A 17031-nucleotide genomic window follows, 5' to 3' on the forward strand; every position below is an offset into this window, starting at 1 on the left:
CGGGCGCGTGACCGGCACGACCGGGCGCATGAACCGCGCCAGAGCCGGTGATCACGGCCCGTGCCCCGGCCACCATAACGGCCGGAGCGGGCAAGATCCTATCGAGATCCTGATGGATGGCCCGCGAACGGCACGGCTCCGCGCGGACCGGCCGAACCCAGCCAGTGGCCCACCAGTTCGCGGTACAGCGGCGACAGCACCTGGAGATCGCCGTGCCGCGCGAGCACACCGCGGCCGCCGTCCAGCAGCAGGACGCGGTCGGCCCGGAGCGCCGAACTGATCCGGTGCGCCACCACCACGAGCACCCCGGGGCGGGCGGCGAACGCCCGCTCGACCCGGTCCTCGGCGGTGGCGTCCAGGTGGCAGGTGGCCTCGTCCAGCACCACGACGGGGGCGGGGGAGAGGTACGTCCTCACCAGCGCCAGGAGTTGGCGTTCGCCGGCCGAGAGTGCGCCCGGATCGGCGAGCACGGCGTCGGGGCCGCCGAGCCGGGCGACGACCTCGTCAGCACCCAGAATGGCTGTGGCGCTGGCGAGTTGGGCGTCGTCTGGGTGGGCCTCGGCGGACGCGGCGGGCCAGCGCAGATTGGCGCGGACCGTACCCGGGAACACGTACGCCTCCTGCGGGAGCAGCGCCACCAGGCGCGCGCGGTCGCCGTCGGGGAGCAGGTGCGGGCGGACGCCGTCCACGGTGACCTCGCCGCCGAGCGGCGCCAGCAGGCCGGCGAGCAGCGCGGCGAGGGTGGACTTCCCCGTTCCGCTCGGGCCGACCACGGCCAGGTGCTCGCCGGGGGCCGTCGTTACGTCGAGGCCGGCGAAGACCGGTTCGGCGGTCGGGCCGTGGGCGTGGCGGAGGGCGGCGAGGCGGAGGGTGGGGGCGGTGGTGCGGGTGGTGGGCGTCGGTGTCGACTCGGGTTCCGGCCCCGGTCCGGGTTCCGGCTCCGACCCCGGTCCGGGTTCCGGCTCCGGTTCGTGGGAGGTGGTGGCGAGGCGGTCGAGGACGACGGCCAGGCTCAGCAGCCAGCCGCCGACCGTACCGGCCAAGGTCCGTACCGCGGGGTCGAGTTGCTGGAGCAGATAGGTGGCCACGCCGAGCAGCTCGCCGGGTGTGAGGCCGCCGTCGTCGAGCAGCCAGGGCGCCGCCGCGACCACCGCCAGCACCGGCAGACGGCCGCCGAGCGCAACCACCAGCGAGCGGACCGCGGCGGCCCGGCCGAGCGCGCGGGAGGCGGCGGCGCTGTCCCCGGCGGTGGCGGCGAGTGCCTCGGCTGTCCGCTGCCGGGTGCCGGTGGCCTGGATGTCGCGCAACCCGTGGAGGACGCGGCCGGCCTCGGCGGCGAGGCGCTCCTCGGCAATCACGACGGCGCGGCGCCGGTCCACCAGCGGGCGGAGCAGCCGGGCGAACAGCAGGCCGGCGGCGAGCAGGGGGACGAGGACCAGCGGCAGTACGGTGGGCGCGAGCACGGTCAGGCCGACCAGGGCCGCGACCAGGGTCACCCCGACCCCGCGCAGCGTCCGCAGCAGGGTGGCGGTCAACTGCCGTGCGGACTCGACCTGTTCGGTCAGCCGGGCGACCTCGGCCGGATCGGCGTACGGCCGGGCGAGCGCGCCCCGGACGACGCGCTCCACCAGAGCGTCCCGCAGCGGCTCGACCACGGCCGCGAGGTGCGGGAACCCGGCCCGTGCCGCGTATGCGCGGGCGGCGGTCACCGCACCGAAGCCGGCCAGCCAGGCCACCCCGACCCCCGGCCGCCCGGCCAGGAACCCCTGGTCCACGGCGGCCGACACCATCAGCCCCGACACCAACGCCGGCAACGCCTCGATCCCGGACCACCCGAGCAGCCGCCACAACGCCCCCCTCGTGTCGGCGAGCTGCCGCCCGAGCAGCGCCCAGCCGGGCGAGCGGGGCTGCACGAGAAGTCGGCGGGGCCGACTTCTGGTGCGCGCCGAGGCTGTGTCCGACGGTCCGGTGGGTGCGGAGCCGGTGTCGGCGCTCTCGGGCCCGGCGAGCGACTCGGGGAGCAGCGCAGGAAGTCGGTCAGGCCGATTTCCTGCGCGCGGCACGCCGTTGGTGGCGCTGTGGCGGCCCATCAGGCGGTGGCCGCTTCGAGGGCGGTGCCGGAGAGGGTGGCGCGGTAGTCGGGGTCGGTGAGGAGGTCGGTGTGCGGGGCGAGGGCGCGCAGGCGGCCGGCGTCGAGCCAGGCGACCAGGTCGGCGCGGGCGGCGGCCGCCTCGCGGTGGGCGACCACCAGCCGGGTGCGCCCGTGGGTGGCCCGGTCCAGGGCCTCGGTGACCTGGTACTCGGTGGCGAGGTCGAGCCCCGAGGTGGCGTCGTCCAGCACCACGACCCGCGCGGGGCGGGCCAGCAGCCGTGCCAGCCCCAGCCGTTGCAGCTCGCCGCCGGAGAGCCGGAGCTCGTCCAGCGGGGTGTCCCAGCCGGCGGGCAGCCGTCGCAGGAAGCCGTCCGCCCGGGCGGCGGCCGCGGCCTCGGGGCCGGCGTCGTCCAGCGCCTCGCGGACCGTCCGGCCGGTCAGTGCGGGGCGTTCGAAGGCGTAGCCGACGGCCCGGCGCAGCTCGGAGGCGGTCAACTCGTCGACGGGGACGCCGTCGACGAGCACCCGGCCCTCGTCGGGGTCGCGCAGCCGGCCGGGCAGGGCGGCCAGCAGGGACTTGCCGCAGCCGGAGCGGCCGACCAGGGCGACGGTGTGCCCGCCCGGCACGGTGAGGTCGAGTGGCCCGAGCAGCACCCGGTCGCCGTCGCGTACCACCACACCGCGGAAGGCGAGTTCGCCCGCGCCGCCCTCCGGCAGGAGGGCCGTGCCGCCGGCCGCCGGTGCGAGCGCCAGCAGTTCGTCCACCCGGGCCTGCCCGGCCCGCGCGTGTGCCACCCCGACCAGCGCCTCGACCTGCTCGAACAGCCCGGCCCCGAGCGCCGCCCAGCCGGCCGCCGCTGCGAGCGCGCCGGGCGCCAGCGTGCCCGCCGAGACCAGGGCGCCGGCGGTGGCCAGCACCGCGACCTCGACCACGGCGATCAGCAGCGTCGCCTGCCACGCCGTCCGCCGCTGTGCGGCCCAGAGCGCGTGTCCGGCGTCCGAGAGGGCGGGGAGTGGCTCCAGCACGCGCGCCGCCTCGCGCCGCTGGGCGCCGGCCGCGTGGATGCTGCGCAGTCCGGTGAGCGCGCCGGCGAGCCGGCCGGCGAGGTCGGCCTGGACCTCCTGGTAGCGGACGAAGACCTGCCCGGCCTCCCGCAGGAAGAGCCGGATCAGCACCACCCCGGGCACCACGCCGCCGAAGAAGGCGAGCGCCAGCCAGGGCGAGAGCACCCCGAGCCCTACGATCGCGCCGAGCGAGGTGAGCAGTGCGGTGGTCGCGCCGAGCACGGCGGGGAGCCGGCCACCCGCGTCCGCGGCGGAGCCGACGAGGCGCGCGGCCAGGTCGCCGGGCGGCGGTCCGCCGTGCCGGAGCCGGCCGCCGGGGCCGAGAGCGAGCAGGTGGCGCACCAGTCGGCCGCGCAGGGCGGCGGTGGCCTCGGCCGCGCAGGCGGGGCCGGCCGCGGCGGCGAGCGCGTTGGCGGCGGCGGCCGTGCCGAGGACGAGGGTGAGCAGGACGAACGCGGAGTGTCCGGCGCCCCGGTCGAGTGCGGTGTCGACGGCGCCGGCGAGTGCCGGGGGCAGGGCGAGCGTGGTGGCGGCCTCGGCGGGCAGGGCGACGGCCAGCGCGAGGGTCCAGCCGGTGGGGCGGCGGGGCATGGGCGGGCTCCCGTCGGGGTGGGGCAGGAAGGGGCGCGGGTGGGTCAAGAGAGAAGGAGCAGAGAAGGAGCAAGGGAAGCGGGGCAGAGGACGGAAAGGGACGGCGCCGCTCCCGCCTGTCCGGACAGGCGGGAGCGGCGCCCGTGGGTCACCGCGTCAGCGGGTGACCGACCGCCGCACGACTAGCTGATCGTGAAGATCAGGCAGGTCAGGATGAGACAGGTGTACTGGCAGCCGCCGCCGTGGCCGGTCAACTCGACGGACTCGGTCTCGGGCAGCTCCTGCAGGGCCGCGAGGTCGGTCTCGAAGTCCATCATGTTCTCCATGATCGGGTTCCTCCCCTGGTGCTTCCGCCCGCCGCGATCTGCGGTACGGGCGTCGGGTGTTGCTCCCGCGGCGGCCTCCATCCACCACCGCAGGTACCACCCCGGGCCATCTGGGCCCGGGAGTCTGTGAGCGGACCGGGTAGCCCCGGCCGGTCAGCCGGGGCTACCCCGGCCGGCCGGTCCGCAGGAAGGCGGCCAGCAGTTCGTGCAGTACGGCGGCGCCGTCCTCGGCCAGCACCTCGTGCCCGGCTCCGGCCGCCTCCACATAGCGGAAGTCGGCGCCCTCGGAGCGGCCGATCCGCAGCAGCTCGTGCCGCAGTGAGCGGGACTGGCTCACCGGGACGACCTCGTCCCGGTCGCCGTGTACGACCAGCAGCGGCGCGCTGAGCCGGTGCGCCAGCTGGAGCACGTCGCGCGGGCCGCGGGCGTCCGCGATCGGTTCGCCGCCGCCGAGCCGCGTGGTCAACGCCCGTACGGGGGGTGCCGCTTCGGCCAGCAGCCGGGCGCCGGACAGGAACGGGGCGACCACCGCGCAGCGCGCGACCTGCTCGGCCGGCGCGTGCGCGGCCGCCAGCAGGGCCAGGAACGCGCCGTAGCTGACGCCGAACAGGGCGGGCGGCTCCAGGCCGAGTGCGGCGCGCTGGCCCGCGAGGCCGTCCAGCAGGTACAGGATGTCGTCGAGGTCGGGCCCGCCCCAGGCGCCCCGGATGGCCATCGCGTGCGCCAACCCGTAGCCGGTGGAGCCGCGTTGGTTGGGTGCGACCACGGCGATCCCCTCGGCCGCCATGCGCTGCAGGGCGGGGTCGAACTCCAGCCGCCAGGCGTCCGCCGGGCCGCCGTGCAGGGCGAGCACCAGGTGCGGACTGCTCAGCCAGGCGTCACCGCCGTACACCACGGCCTCCAACGGTCCGGCCGGGCCGGCGAGTTCGAGGCTCTGGGCCGGGTGCCAGCGGCCGCCGTCGCCGGGCGGGGCGGAGCCGTCCAGCCGCCAGCCGGCCGGGGCGGTGCGGGAGGTGCGCGGCCCGCCGGGCTGCCAGGGCAGGACGGTGTCGCGCCACGGCCCGGGCAGGCCGGAGCCGAGCGGCGCCAACTGCAGGGGCAGCGGCACCGGTCCGGACCCGGCGGGTGCCGGACCGTGCGCCAGCAGCGCGTCCACGTCCAGGGTGGCCAGCGCCGTCGGGTGGTCGGGGGAGGAGTACGGCATCCGCAGCCCCGCCTCCGACCAGTGGCCGACCGCGCCGAGCCGCCCGGGCGGCACCGGTAGCTGGTCCAACCGCCCGGCGGCGGGCCGCCACAGGGCCAGCGCCGAGCCCGCGCCGTGGTCGATCTGGACCACCACCCGGGCCCCTTCCGGCCCGGGCCGCAGCGCCACCGGCCGCAGGAACATGCCCGAGACGTGCAGGCACTCCGGGAACCGCAGCGGCTCCCCGCCGCCCAGCAGGCCCCAGCCCAGCCGGTCGGTGCCGGTCGCGTCGCTGCGCACCATCGCGAAGCTGCTGTCCGGATCGAACAGCACCAGCCGATCGTTGCTGCGTTCGCCGATCTCCAGCAGTGGGGTGACGGCGCCGCTGCGCAGGTCCAGGACGACGGTGCGGACGATGCCCGCGTCGACCCGGTCGAGTGCCAGCAGCGCGCCGGCACGGTCGAGCCAGACGCCGCCGCCGTGCAGTCCGGGGAGCTCGGCGACCTGTCGGGGCTCGCTGCCGTCGGCGTGCACCAGCCAGACGGTGGTGGCCGGCCGGGTGTCGGTGCCCAGCGCCACGGCGACCGGGGCGCGGGCGCCGTCCGGTGTACGCGAGCCCGGGGTGCGCGGGTCGTCCGGTGTACGCGAGCCGCCCGGGGTACGGGCGCTGTCCTGTGTGCCGGCGCTGTCCGCAGAAGCCGCCGGAAGCGGCAGCAGGCGCAGCCCGGGTCGCCTCAGGGTGGCCAACTGACGTTCTTCGGTGGCAGATTCACGGCCCGGTCGGGCGGCACCGAGTGCCACCAGGTCGTGCCGCTCGCCGTCGTGCCGGCAGACCAGGACCGAGCCGTCCGGCAGCGCGATCAGCTGCGAGCGCAGGCTCTCGGACCGGTTGCCGGGCAGCGCCAGCGAGGTCGGTGCGGCCGGTCCGGCCGCCGGCAGGTGCCAGCTCTCCGCGTACCAGCCGCCGTCGGCGGCGGAGGCGAGACAGGCGGCATGGCTGCCGTCGGCGGCGAAGGTGAAGCTGAGGCGGCGCAGGGCCTGCGTCGCGCTCCTGGTGGCCACGGTCATGGTGCCCTCGTCTCGCCTGCGGGGGGCGGCAGTTCGCCCGGCGGCGCCGGCACCGGATCCACCCAGAGCCGGGGGCCGCCGTGCCGCAGCCGCAGCAGGAAGGCGAGCACGCCTGCCGTCCCCGTGCCGTACGCGGCGGCGCAGCCGGTACCGGTCTCGTCGGGCAGCACCAGCAGGCCGTCGCGCAGCGCCGACCTGGCGGTGATCAGCTGCGCCAACTCATCCGCGCCGGCGCGGAATTCGGTGTCACCGGTGAACTCGGCGAGGTCGAGCAGGTATTCGCCGTTGCCGGCCAGCCCGTGGCAGGCGCTGACGCCGCAGTGCCAGCGTCCGGCCAGGACGGCCCGCCCGGCGGCGAGGGCGAGTTCACGCGCGGTGGCGTCGCCGGTCACCTGCCAGAGCCGGAGCAGGAAGGTGCCCGCGCCCGAGGCACCGCTGCACCAGTGGGCGAGCCTGACGTGGTCGGGGTCGCCGGCGTCCTGCGGCCACCAGGCGCTCTCCTGCGCGCCGGCGCCGGACTCCCGCCGCACGGTGGCCGCGAGCGTACGCCCGGCCTCGGCGGCGCCGTCGAGCAGTGCCCGGTCGCCGGTGGCCTCGGCGGCGGCGAGCAGGAACGCGCCGACGCCCGCCACCCCGTGGGCGTACCCGAGGTGGGTGATCCCGGCGAGTGCCGAGTCGAAGTCCTTCGGGACGGGCCAGACCGTGCCGTACGGGGTGGGCCTTCCGGCGGCCAGCAGGCCGTGGCCGCAGCGGGCGGCCCGGGCCAGGAACTCCTGGGCGGCGTCCGTTCCCGAGCCGTCGGCGGCGACTCGGAGCTGGAGGAAGCCAGCCCCGGCCGCACCATGGCAGACGTCCGGGTTGGGCCACTCGACGGCTATTTCGCGGGCCAGGCCGACGGCGCGTTCGGCGAGCGCCCGGTCGCCCAGGGCCCCGGCGGCGTCCAGCAGCGCCCAGGCGGTGCCCGAGCGGCCGAAGTACAGCCCGGGCAGGACGACGGGCTCGGCGGCGCACCGGCGCTCGATCCACTCCACGGCCATCGCCGCCGTCCGGCTGGCCTCCTCCCGCACCCCGGCCGGCAGCCCGCCGGCCACCGCGGCCCGGGCGAGCAGCGCCAGCACCCCGGCGGCGCCGTGCTGCACATTGCACGGGTCGGACCGCTGTCCGGCCGGCACGGTGGGCCAGAGCCGGTCCCGCCGCAGCGGGGTGGCGGTGGCCGCGAGGTGCCGCAGGCCGTCGTGCAGTACCCGGTCGACGATGGTGTCGCCGTCTCCCACGGGGCGGCTGAGGGTGGCGCCCGCGACCGTCGGCCCGACAGCCTCCGTACGGCCGCCGCCCGGCGCCGGTACCCCGGGACCGCCCGCCAGGGCCTCCCGTACGCGGTGCAGCTGCCACCGCTGCCGTGGTTCCTCCGCGCGCAGCCCCAGCACCACCGGCGCGAGGCGCCGCGCGGTGTCGCCGGAGCGGGCGGCGAGTGCGAGCCAGCGGCCGAGGCGGTCGGCGACGGGACGGGCGTGCGGGAGGTCCTCGGGCAGCAGCGGGTCGTGGCCGGTGGCGAGCAGGAAGAAGAGCCCGCCGAGCGCGTACAGGTCTGCCGTCGGCTCGGCCGCACAGCTGCCGTCGCCCGCAGGCCCGTCCTCGACGAGGGCGAGCCGCCCGGGCCCCTGCTCGGGGGCGCGGTAGCCCGGGGTTCCGGCCGATCCGGCACGGCGGCCGGCCTCGGCGGCCAGCTCCAGGTCGACCAGCCGCAGCGTGCCGTCGGGCTGCACCAGGACGTTGCCGGGGGAGAGGTCGCGGAGTACCAGGCCCAGCTCGTGCACCCGCTCGACCAGGTCGAGCAGGGCGTGCACCAGGGGGCCGGCCTCGGCCCAGTCGACGTCCGGGCTGCCGTCGCGGCGCAGCCGGGCGGCCACCCAGCTGCCCAGCGGTTGCCCGGCGATTCGTTCCTGCACGAGGAACAGCGAGTCGTCCTGCTCGATCAGCTCGACCGGCCGCGGTGCCAGCCCCTGCCCCTCCAGCCGGGTGAGCAGCGCGGCCTCGTGCCGCAGCGCGGCGCGGGCGTCGGTGCCGGAGCGGTCCACCTCGATGTGCGCGCGGGCCTGCTTGACCACGACCTCCTCGCCGCCCTCGGTGTCCCGGCCGAGGAAGACCCCGCCCTTGGCGCCGTGCCGGATCGCGCCGGTGATCACGTACCGCCCGGCCAGCAGTACCCCGCCGGCCCCGCGCCGAGCCGCGGCCGGCTTGGCCGCCCCGGGCCCACGACGGTCGGAGACGGCGCCCCGCCCCTCGGTCCCCCGCCCCTCAGCCCGTCGCTCCTCGGCCCGTCGGCCGTTTGGTCCCCGCCCGTCTGCTCCCTGCTCCTCTGCTCCTCGCTCCTCGGTTCCCCACCCCTCGACCCCCGGCCCCTCCGCCAGCGGATCGCGCGCCCACGGCGGACACCGGTACGACGCCCCGCGCATGTCCTCCACCCGCTCGCCGCCCGGCCCGCGCAGCATCGACCGGTAGCCGCCGTCGTTGCCCAGCTCGGCGCGGGCCGCGAAGGCGCCGTACCGGTAGTGGACGCGGCTGCCGGGCCGGTACGGCCGGTCGGAGAGCACGACCGGCCCGGGCAGGCCGTCGGTGGCCCGGTGCAGCGCGGCGGCGAGCCGCCGGAACTGCTCCTCGCCGTCCGGGTAGACGGTGATGAACTTGCCGGCCGAACCCCGGTCGCTGTTGCGCGAGTTGAGCTCGTGCAGCTGTGCCGGCCCGGCGGCGAACTTGAACGCGCACGGGTCGTCGGCCAGCACCTCGGCGACGGCGGCCAGCACCGTGCCCCCGACCGCCGACGCCGCGCTGACGTGGATCTTCCAGCCCTCCCCGGCCAGTTCACCCGCGGACGGCCTGGCCGTGCACCAGAAGTCCTCGACGGTGACCTCCCAGTCGCCGTCGCCTCCCCGGCCCCCGGCGCCGGCCAGCGCCGCCCGCGTGACCTCCGGCCACGAGCCGGCCGCCTTCGGCCCGCGACCCGCCGATCCCGTTCCCCCGGCCGTACGAAGCGATGTGCCCGCCCCCATCCGCATTCACATCCCTTCGTCTCGGCCGGCGCTCGCGGGTGCCCACTGCTCCGGCACCCGGGCGCACGGCCACGGCCTGATCGGTTTCTCGGAAGTACGGGAGCGCTGCCCCGGCCGCGTCCGCCGCGGACCTCGGCCGGTGCCCGGCCCGGACCCCTTCCGGGGCCCGGAGCGGACCCGCCTGACCTGGGCCCGAGCTCCGGCGGAGCGCCTTCCCGACCCCCCGGTCGGGGCAACTCCCGTTCGCAGAAGTGAAGTTACTTTCGGTTTTGGGGCGGACTCAACGCGTAGCGAGTCACTTCACTCGTAAGGGTGATCTGGGCGCTGTTTCGAATTTGTGCGAGCCGCCCCCTGTGAGCGGTGACTCCCGCGCGCTTCGGCGGGCGCGGCGCTCGAACGGCCCGTACGCCGTCTCCCGGCGGTGCCCGGGCGCCGCCCGAACGCGCCGAACAGCGGGTTGACGCGCATCTGTGCGCCCCGTCCCCCACACCGGGCACCGCGCGGGGCGGCCGGCCGGGACGCGCCGGCCCCGGAACGCACCCGGCCCGGGCGGCCCGGGCGCCCCCGCGCGCACGGTAGTCTCGACAGGTGCCGAAACTGTCCGACGTCATCACCGCGCTCGAAGAGGTCTACCCGCCCCGGTGGGCGGAGTCCTGGGACGCCGTCGGCCTGGTCTGCGGGGACCCTCAGGCCGAGGTCCGCCGCGTGCTCTTCGCCGTCGACCCCGTGCAGGCGGTGGTCGACGAGGCCGTCGAGTGGGGTGCCGACCTGGTGGTCACCCACCACCCCCTCTACCTGCGCGGCACCACCAGCGTCGCCGCCACCACCTTCAAGGGCCGGGTCGTGCACACGCTGATCCGGGGCGGCATCGCCCTGCACGTGGCACACACCAACGCCGACCACGCCGACCCGGGCGTCTCGGACGCGCTGGCCGAGGCGGTCGGCGTCCGCGTCACCGGCCCGCTGGTGGCGGACCCGACCGACCCGCTGGGCCGGCGCGGCTCCGGCCGGATCGGCCTGCTGGAGCCCCCGCTCACGCTCTCCGCCTTCGCCGCCCAGGTCGCCAAGGGCCTGCCGGCCACCGCCGCCGGCGTCCGGGTCTCCGGCGACCCGAACCGGCTGGTCAGCCGGGTCGCGGTGTGCGGCGGCTCCGGTGACAGCCTCCTCGCCGAGGTGCGCGCGGCCGGTGTCGACGCCTACCTCACCGCCGACCTGCGCCACCACCCGGCGTCCGAGGCCGCCGAGGCGGCGCCGGTCGCGCTGGTCGACGCCGCGCACTGGGCCACCGAGTGGCCCTGGCTCGCCCTGGCCGAGCGGGCGCTGCACGGCGCCGCCGAGAAGCGGGGCTGGGCCGTGGAGACCAAGGTCTCCCACAAGGTCACCGACCCGTGGACCGCGCACGCCCCCATGTCCTTCACCGCCTGACCCGATTCACAGGAGCCCTCCGCTTGAACGCCGCGCCCGCCGACCAGATCCGCCTGCTCGACCTCCAGGCCATCGACTCGAAGCTCGACCAGCTGGCCCACCGGCGTCGCAGCCTGCCCGAGCACGCCGAGATCGAGACGGCCACCGCCGACCACACCGCGCTGAAGGACCTGGTCGTCGCCGCCCAGGCCCAGCAGGGCGACACCGCCCGTGAGCTGACCAAGGCCGAGCAGGACGTCGAGCAGGTCCGCGCCCGGGCCGCCCGCAACCAGCAGCGCCTGGACTCCGGCGCGATCACCTCGCCGAAGGACCTGGAGAACCTCCAGCACGAGATCGGCTCGCTCGCCAAGCGCCAGGGCGACCTCGAGGAGGTCGTGCTGGAGATCATGGAGCGGCTGGAGTCCGCCCAGACCCGGGTCACCGAGCTGACCGCGCGCCTGGAGCACTCCACGGTCGTGCTCAAGGAGGCCGAGGGCCGCCGCGACGCCTCCTTCGCCGAGATCGACGGCGAGGCCGAGAAGGTCCGGCGCGAGCGCGAGACCGTCGTCGCCGTCATCCCGGCCGACCTGCTGAAGCTCTACACCCGCCTGCGCGAGCAGCAGGGCGGCGTCGGCGCGGCCCGCCTCTTCCAGCGCCGCTGCGAGGGCTGCCGGGTCGAGTTCGCCGTCTCCGACCTGAACGCCATCAAGGCCGAGCCCAAGGACGCGGTCGTCCGCTGCGACAACTGCGGCCGCATCCTGGTGCGCACCGCCGAGTCGGGCATCTGATCCGGTGGCGGGGCGCAGGTTCATCGTCGAGGCGGACGGCGGCTCCCGGGGCAACCCGGGGCCGGCCGGCTACGGCGCGGTGGTCCGGGACGGTGACACCGGCCGGATCATCGCCGAGGCCGCCGAGTTCATCGGCCACGCCACCAACAACGTGGCCGAGTACAAGGGCCTGATCGCGGGCCTGAAGGCAGCCCGGGAGATCGACCCGGACGCCTCGGTGGACGTCCGGATGGACTCCAAGCTGGTGGTCGAGCAGATGTCCGGGCGCTGGAAGATCAAGCACCCCGACATGCAGCCGCTCGCCGCCGAGGCGCGCGGCGTCCTCCCGCGCGGCCAGGTCAAGTACACCTGGATCCCGCGCGAGCGGAACAAGGACGCCGACCGGCTCGCCAACGAGGCGATGGACGCGGGCAAGGCCGGCCGCCAGTGGGAGCCCAGGCCGCTGAAGGCCGCGTCGCCCGTCGTCGTGGAGCCGGCCGCGGAGCCGCCGCTGGAGAAGGCCGCGCCGAAGGCCGGCTGGGCGGCCGCCGCCGACCTCGGCACGCCGACCACCTTCGTCCTGCTCCGCCACGGCGAGACCCACCTCACCCCGGAGAAGCGCTTCTCCGGCAGTGGCGGCAGCGACCCGGAGCTCTCCGAGAAGGGCCGCTGGCAGGCCGAGCGGGCAGCGGAGGCGCTGGCCGCCCGCGGCTCCGTCCAGGCCGTGGTCAGCTCCCCGATGCGCCGCACCCGGGAGACCGCGGAGATCGTCGCCGCCCGCCTGGGCCTGGAGGTCCGGTACGAGGACGGGCTGCGCGAGGTCGACTTCGGCGACTGGGAGGGCCTCACCTTCGCCGAGGTCCAGCAGCGCTACCCGGACGACCTCACCGCCTGGCTCGGCTCGCCCAAGGCCAAGCCGACCGGCAGCAGTGAGAGCTTCACCACCCTCACCCATCGGGCGGGGGTCGCCCGCGACAAGATCCTGGCCCGCCACCCGGGCAAGACCGTGCTGGTCGTCTCACACGTCAGCCCGATCAAGACGCTGGTCCGGCTCGCGCTCGGCGCCCCGCCGGACGCGCTCTACCGGATGGAGCTGTCCGCCGCCGCGCTCTGTGCCGTCCAGTACTACGCGGACGGCAACGCCTCGCTGCGGCTGCTGAACGACACCGGGCACCTGCGCTGATCGGCCGGTGGGGCCCGGTGGACTGCGCCTACAAGACGGTCGAGCCGGTGGAGGCGCGGCCAACCGCCCCCGCTACGTCCTACTCCTCCGGCTCCCAGGCGCGGAGCAGGTCGAGCAGCCCTGCGTCTCCGTCAACGTGCAAGGAGCCGGCCGGGATACGGTCGTACAAGTAGAGGACCAACTCACTGGCCGTGCCATGGATGGAGGCGCCGGCTGCGTCCGAGTCCTCGCCGGTCGCGGCAGTGGGCGCGGGGATGCGGGTGGAGCGTGCGCCGTCGCCGTCGACCGTGAGGCGCCAGGAGCGGCCCTCGGCGGTGTGGAAGTCGAAGGCCGTGGGCTTGTGCGGCCAGGCGCTGGGCGTCGCGACGCAGGTGAACAGGAACTCCTCCACACCGTCGAGGGCGACCTCGGCCGGCAGCGGCTGTGGGGCGCCCGCGGCGAGCCGGGCGTCGTAGGTGTGCACCGCGCTCTCCTGGACCCGGTGCCGGGCGACTCCGCCGGAGGTCCGCGGCGTCTGCAGGGCACTCCACCACGCCCAGCAGCCGGCGTCCGGGCCCGCCTCCCGCAGGGTGCTCAGCAGAAGCTGCGTCGACGCGGCCAGCCAGGCCAGCAGGGCCTCACGCTCCCGCGGCACTTCCAGAGCGGCGCGCGCAGCGGCGGCCTCGGCGGGGGGAGCGTCGGCAGGCCCCGCGCCGACGATGGCGGCCCAGAAACGGTCTCCCCCACCCAGGTGCTTCACCAGATCGAACAGCGTCCACCCGGGGCAGGTCGGCACCTGTGCGTCGAGACTGGGCGCGGCGGCGACCGCGGCGCGGAAGGCGGTCGACCGTTCATCGATCAGTCGTAGCAGGTCAGGGAACTCAAGATTCTTTTCCACGCCGGATGTCTATCACCGTGCTCCGGTGATCGGACAGCGATTTTTCTCAGTCGCCGCCGGTTGGCCATTGCGGACGTCGTCCTCGCCTCCCACCGCTCGGGTGACAAGCTGCGCACTGCTGCGAGGACGCTGGTGGTGGCGGTACGCCCGGCGTCGTGCCTGTGGGTGCTCTGGCCTCGCCGCGCGGCCGGGCACCTCGGCGACCCGAGCTTCCACCGCAAGGCATCGCTGTTGCAATGGAACAAACGTCACGAACTGGGAAGTCAGCCACTTCAGCCATGCGAAACCGTTGACAGCCGGAGGAGCCCCCACCGCGCTCCGGATCAGTGGATCTCGGTGACCACCACGTCCAGCTGCCACGGCTTGCGCGCGGTGCCCTCGGCCGCGACCTCCACCCGGTGGTCCAGCCCCCGCAGGGCGTCCACCAGCTCGCCGGGCGTCTTCGGCTCGGCGCCCGCCACCAGCAGGTCGCGCACCAGCCGGCCCTTGGTCGCCTTGTTGAAGTGGCTCACCACGGTGCGCTTGCCGTTGCGCTCCTGGAGTACCCGCACGGTCGCCGTCCGGGACGCCACCTCGCCGGCCGGCTTCCACGCCGCCGCGTACGCCGAGCTGCGCAGGTCCAGCACCAGCCCGTCCGCCACCTCCGGCAGCACCGACGCCATCGTGCCCCGCCAGTACGCCCCGAGCGCTCCCAGGCCGGGGAGTTTCACGCCCATCGAGCAGCGGTAGGGCGGAATCCGGTCGCCGATCCGCACCGCACCCCAGAGCCCCGAGAACACCAGCAGCGAACGCGCGGCCCGGTCGTACGCGGCCTCGTCCAGCCGCGCGAGCCCGAGGTTGTCGAACAGCACCCCGGTGTACACCTCGCCGGCCGGCAGTGCGCCCGCCGTCGGCAGCGCGGCATTGCGCGCGATCTCGCCGCGCAGGCCCGGGCTCAGCCCGAGCACCTCGGCGGCCGCGTCCTCGTCGCCCCGGCAGAGCCCGACCAGCGTCTCCAGCACCTGCGCCCGCGCCGCCGTCAGCCCGGGCAGCGACAGCCCGTCGAGCGCCACCGGCACTCCGTCCCCGGACGCGGCCTTGCCCTCCGAGGGCGGCAACAGCACCAGCACAGCGGACTCCTCAACACTTTGTGGCGGACGATCCCCGCCACCCTACGCAAAACCGGCCCGCGACCGGGCGCCCGGTCCGTCCTGCGAACGCTCCGCCGCTACTGCCGGCCCGCCGCTCTCCCGCCCGGCCGCTACTCCCGCCCCGCCGCCGCCGCGACGACGGCCGCCCCGGTGCCGAGTGCCAGGCAGAGCGGCGAGTAGTAGCGGGTGTCCAGGCGCCGGAACCGGTCGGACCGCTTCACCCGGCCCCCGCCGAAGAGCAGCAGCCCGCCCGCACCGCGCGCCAGCATCACCCCCGCCACCGTCCGGACGCCCGCCCTGCGCACCCACCCCGGACCGGCCTTCGGCAGCACCCCGGCCTCCGCGCCCACCAGGTACGCCGCCGTGCCCAGCAGCCCCGCCACCGCGACACAGGCCGCCGCGGGCGGCACCCCGTCGCCGGTGCCGACCACCGTGTCCGCGAACTCCTCCGGCGTCCGCAAGGGCCACGGCGTCACCGCCCACACCGCGTGCAGCGCCCCCGTCGCCGCCAGCACCATGCCCACCGCGGCCCCTGTCACCCGTACCGCACCCATCGCCGACCCCCTCCACGACACCGACCACTCGGGCCCACCCTAGGACCCCTTACGCCCCGCCGGGCCGCCCCCGCCACCGGCGGCCATGACGACTCCGTCGCCCTCGCGGCCGAGGACCTCAGGTCCCTGCCGGGCCGCTGAGCCCATGCCCGGGAGGGCGGGCCCGGGCACCGGCGCGCCCGGCACCCGGGTCCGCCCGGAATCACCCGATTCGCCCTACGCTGCCTCCATGCCACGCCGAAAACTGCGCGTCAAGGCCGCCGACTCCGCCCGGATCAATGCCGAACTGGCCGAGTTGCGTGCCCGTCTGGAGATCCACACCGAGTGGCCCGACCCCGTCCTCGCGGAGGCCGAGGAGGCGGCCCGGACGCCGCGGCTGCCGGAGTACGACGCGACCGAGCTGCCGCTGTTCACCGTCGACCCGCCCGGCTCCCGGGACCTCGACCAGGCCATGCACCTGACCCACCGCCCGGGCGGCGGCTACCGGGTGCACTACGCGATCGCCGACGTGGCGGCCTTCGTCCGGCCCGGCGGGCTGATCGACACCGAGGCCCGCCGTCGCGTCCAGACCCTCTACTTCCCGGACCACCGCGTCCCGCTGCACCCGGCCCGGCTCTCCGAGGACGCGGCCAGCCTGCTGCCGGGGGAGACCCGCCCCGCCCTGCTCTGGCAGCTCGACCTGGACGCCGACGGCGCCGTCGTCCTCGCCGACCTGCGCCGCGCCCTCGTCCGCTCGCACCGCAGGCTGGACTACGCCGCCGTCCAGCGAGCCGTGGACGGCGGCGGCGCCGACGAGCAGCTCGCCCTGCTCGCCACGGTCGGCCGGCTGCGCGAGGAGCGGGAGCGCGCCCGCGGCGGGATCAGCCTGCCCGTCCCCGAGCAGGAGATCGAGGAGACCCTGCACGGCTACGTCCTCGGCTACCGCGCACCCACCCCCGCCGACGGCTGGAACGCCCAGATCTCGCTGCTCACCGGCATGGCCGCGGCCGAGCTGATGCTGGATGCCGGCGTCGGCCTGCTGCGCACCCTGCCCGCCGCCCCGCCCGAGGCGTACGCGCGGCTGCGCCGCACCGCCCGCGCGCTGGACGTGGACTGGCCGGACGACCTGCCGTACCCGGAGCTGATCCGTTCGCTCGACCCGGACGCGCCGCTGAACGCGGCCTTCCTCAACGAGTGCACCGGCCTGCTGCGCGGCGCCGGCTACCGGGCCTTCGACGCCACGCAGGGCCTGCCGGCCCCGGCCGACCCGGTGCACGCCGCGCTGGCCGCGCCGTACGCGCACTGCACGGCGCCGCTGCGCCGGCTGGGCGACCGCTTCGCCCAGGAGATCTGCGCGGCAGTCGCCGCCGGCGAGACGGTGCCGGACTGGGCCCGGGAGGCGCTGCCCGCCGTCCCGTCCCTGATGGCGGGCGGGGACCGCCGCTCGGCCGAGGTGGAGCGGGCCTGCGTGGACCTGGTGGAGGCGGAGCTGCTGGCGGGCCGGGAGGGGGAGGACTTTCCGGCGCTGGTCATCGACGTGGACGAGCAGCGGCCGACCCGCGGCACCGTCCAGCTGCGCGAGCCGGCCGTCCGGGCCCGCTGCGACCGCCCCGACGGCGCGTCGGGCGCCGGCCTCGGTCTGCCGCTCGGCGAGCAGGTCGTGGTCCGGCTGACGGTGGCGGACCCGGCCACCCGGACGGTCCGCTTCGCCGCCGTCTGATCCCGGCCCGGTGGGAGGATCGTCCCGTGACCGAACAGACCT

Annotated in this window: 12 protein-coding genes; 4 read left to right on the forward strand and 8 right to left on the reverse strand. The window is 76.3% G+C overall.

Going from position 1 to position 17031, the window contains the following annotated elements; genetic code table 11:
• Positions 1 to 98 precede the first annotated feature (98 nt).
• The 5 genes from ACZ6NC_RS03040 to lanL form a co-directional block, all read right to left on the reverse strand.
• Positions 99 to 1913: an ATP-binding cassette domain-containing protein gene (locus ACZ6NC_RS03040; RefSeq protein ID WP_465728358.1), complete on the reverse strand. Its 1815-nt coding sequence runs from the start codon at positions 1911 to 1913 to the stop codon at positions 99 to 101.
• Between the two features lie 176 nt (positions 1914 to 2089).
• Positions 2090 to 3748 (reverse strand): ATP-binding cassette domain-containing protein, encoded by a 1659-nt coding sequence (locus tag ACZ6NC_RS03045; RefSeq protein WP_465728360.1) that lies wholly within the window; start codon positions 3746 to 3748, stop codon positions 2090 to 2092.
• Between the two features lie 182 nt (positions 3749 to 3930).
• On the reverse strand, positions 3931 to 4074 hold the full coding sequence (locus ACZ6NC_RS03050; protein ID WP_465545460.1) for a VenA family class IV lanthipeptide: 144 nt from the start codon (positions 4072 to 4074) through the stop codon (positions 3931 to 3933).
• Between the two features lie 163 nt (positions 4075 to 4237).
• Positions 4238 to 6325: an alpha/beta hydrolase family protein gene (locus tag ACZ6NC_RS03055; protein ID WP_465728362.1), complete on the reverse strand. Its 2088-nt coding sequence runs from the start codon at positions 6323 to 6325 to the stop codon at positions 4238 to 4240.
• Entirely contained in the window at positions 6322 to 9375 is a 3054-nt protein-coding gene (gene lanL, locus ACZ6NC_RS03060; protein ID WP_465728364.1) for a class IV lanthionine synthetase LanL, read from the reverse strand. Before lanL ends, ACZ6NC_RS03055 begins: the two co-directional genes overlap by 4 nt.
• 588 nt (positions 9376 to 9963) lie before the next feature.
• Between lanL and ACZ6NC_RS03065 the strand changes: the two genes are divergently transcribed.
• Genes ACZ6NC_RS03065 through ACZ6NC_RS03075 form a run of 3 tightly spaced genes read left to right on the forward strand, consistent with a single transcriptional unit; the run spans position 9964 to position 12729 of the window.
• A complete protein-coding gene (locus ACZ6NC_RS03065) occupies positions 9964 to 10800 on the forward strand; it encodes a Nif3-like dinuclear metal center hexameric protein (protein WP_465728366.1) in 837 nt (278 codons plus the stop codon).
• Between the two features lie 23 nt (positions 10801 to 10823).
• Complete coding sequence (locus ACZ6NC_RS03070; RefSeq protein ID WP_465728368.1) at positions 10824 to 11567, forward strand: zinc ribbon domain-containing protein; 744 nt, start codon at positions 10824 to 10826, stop codon at positions 11565 to 11567.
• A 4-nt stretch (positions 11568 to 11571) separates the two neighbouring features.
• Complete coding sequence (locus tag ACZ6NC_RS03075; RefSeq protein ID WP_465728370.1) at positions 11572 to 12729, forward strand: bifunctional RNase H/acid phosphatase; 1158 nt, start codon at positions 11572 to 11574, stop codon at positions 12727 to 12729.
• A 79-nt stretch (positions 12730 to 12808) separates the two neighbouring features.
• On the opposite strand, the gene ACZ6NC_RS03080 is transcribed toward ACZ6NC_RS03075, so the two are convergent.
• From ACZ6NC_RS03080 to ACZ6NC_RS03090, 3 genes are all read right to left on the reverse strand, one after another.
• On the reverse strand, positions 12809 to 13606 hold the full coding sequence (locus ACZ6NC_RS03080; protein ID WP_465728372.1) for a maleylpyruvate isomerase family mycothiol-dependent enzyme: 798 nt from the start codon (positions 13604 to 13606) through the stop codon (positions 12809 to 12811).
• Positions 13607 to 13929: 323 nt separating this feature from the next.
• Entirely contained in the window at positions 13930 to 14715 is a 786-nt protein-coding gene (yaaA, locus tag ACZ6NC_RS03085; protein WP_465728374.1) for a peroxide stress protein YaaA, read from the reverse strand.
• Positions 14716 to 14846: 131 nt separating this feature from the next.
• Entirely contained in the window at positions 14847 to 15290 is a 444-nt protein-coding gene (locus ACZ6NC_RS03090; RefSeq protein ID WP_465728376.1) for a DUF3995 domain-containing protein, read from the reverse strand.
• A 229-nt stretch (positions 15291 to 15519) separates the two neighbouring features.
• On the opposite strand from ACZ6NC_RS03090, the gene ACZ6NC_RS03095 reads away from it, so the two are divergent.
• Entirely contained in the window at positions 15520 to 16989 is a 1470-nt protein-coding gene (locus ACZ6NC_RS03095; RefSeq protein ID WP_465728378.1) for an RNB domain-containing ribonuclease, read from the forward strand.
• Positions 16990 to 17031 lie beyond the last annotated feature (42 nt).

This window comes from Kitasatospora sp. NPDC041988, from assembly GCF_055588525.1.

Coding starts and splice junctions, on each gene's coding strand:
- ACZ6NC_RS03090 (WP_465728376.1), bottom strand. CDS start 15,290: ATGGGTGCGGTACGGGTGACAGGGGCCGCGGTGGGCATGGTGCTGGCG.
- ACZ6NC_RS03095 (WP_465728378.1), top strand. CDS start 15,520: ATGCCACGCCGAAAACTGCGCGTCAAGGCCGCCGACTCCGCCCGGATC.
- ACZ6NC_RS03045 (WP_465728360.1), bottom strand. CDS start 3,748: ATGCCCCGCCGCCCCACCGGCTGGACCCTCGCGCTGGCCGTCGCCCTG.
- ACZ6NC_RS03050 (WP_465545460.1), bottom strand. CDS start 4,074: ATGGAGAACATGATGGACTTCGAGACCGACCTCGCGGCCCTGCAGGAG.
- ACZ6NC_RS03055 (WP_465728362.1), bottom strand. CDS start 6,325: ATGACCGTGGCCACCAGGAGCGCGACGCAGGCCCTGCGCCGCCTCAGC.
- lanL (WP_465728364.1), bottom strand. CDS start 9,375: ATGGGGGCGGGCACATCGCTTCGTACGGCCGGGGGAACGGGATCGGCG.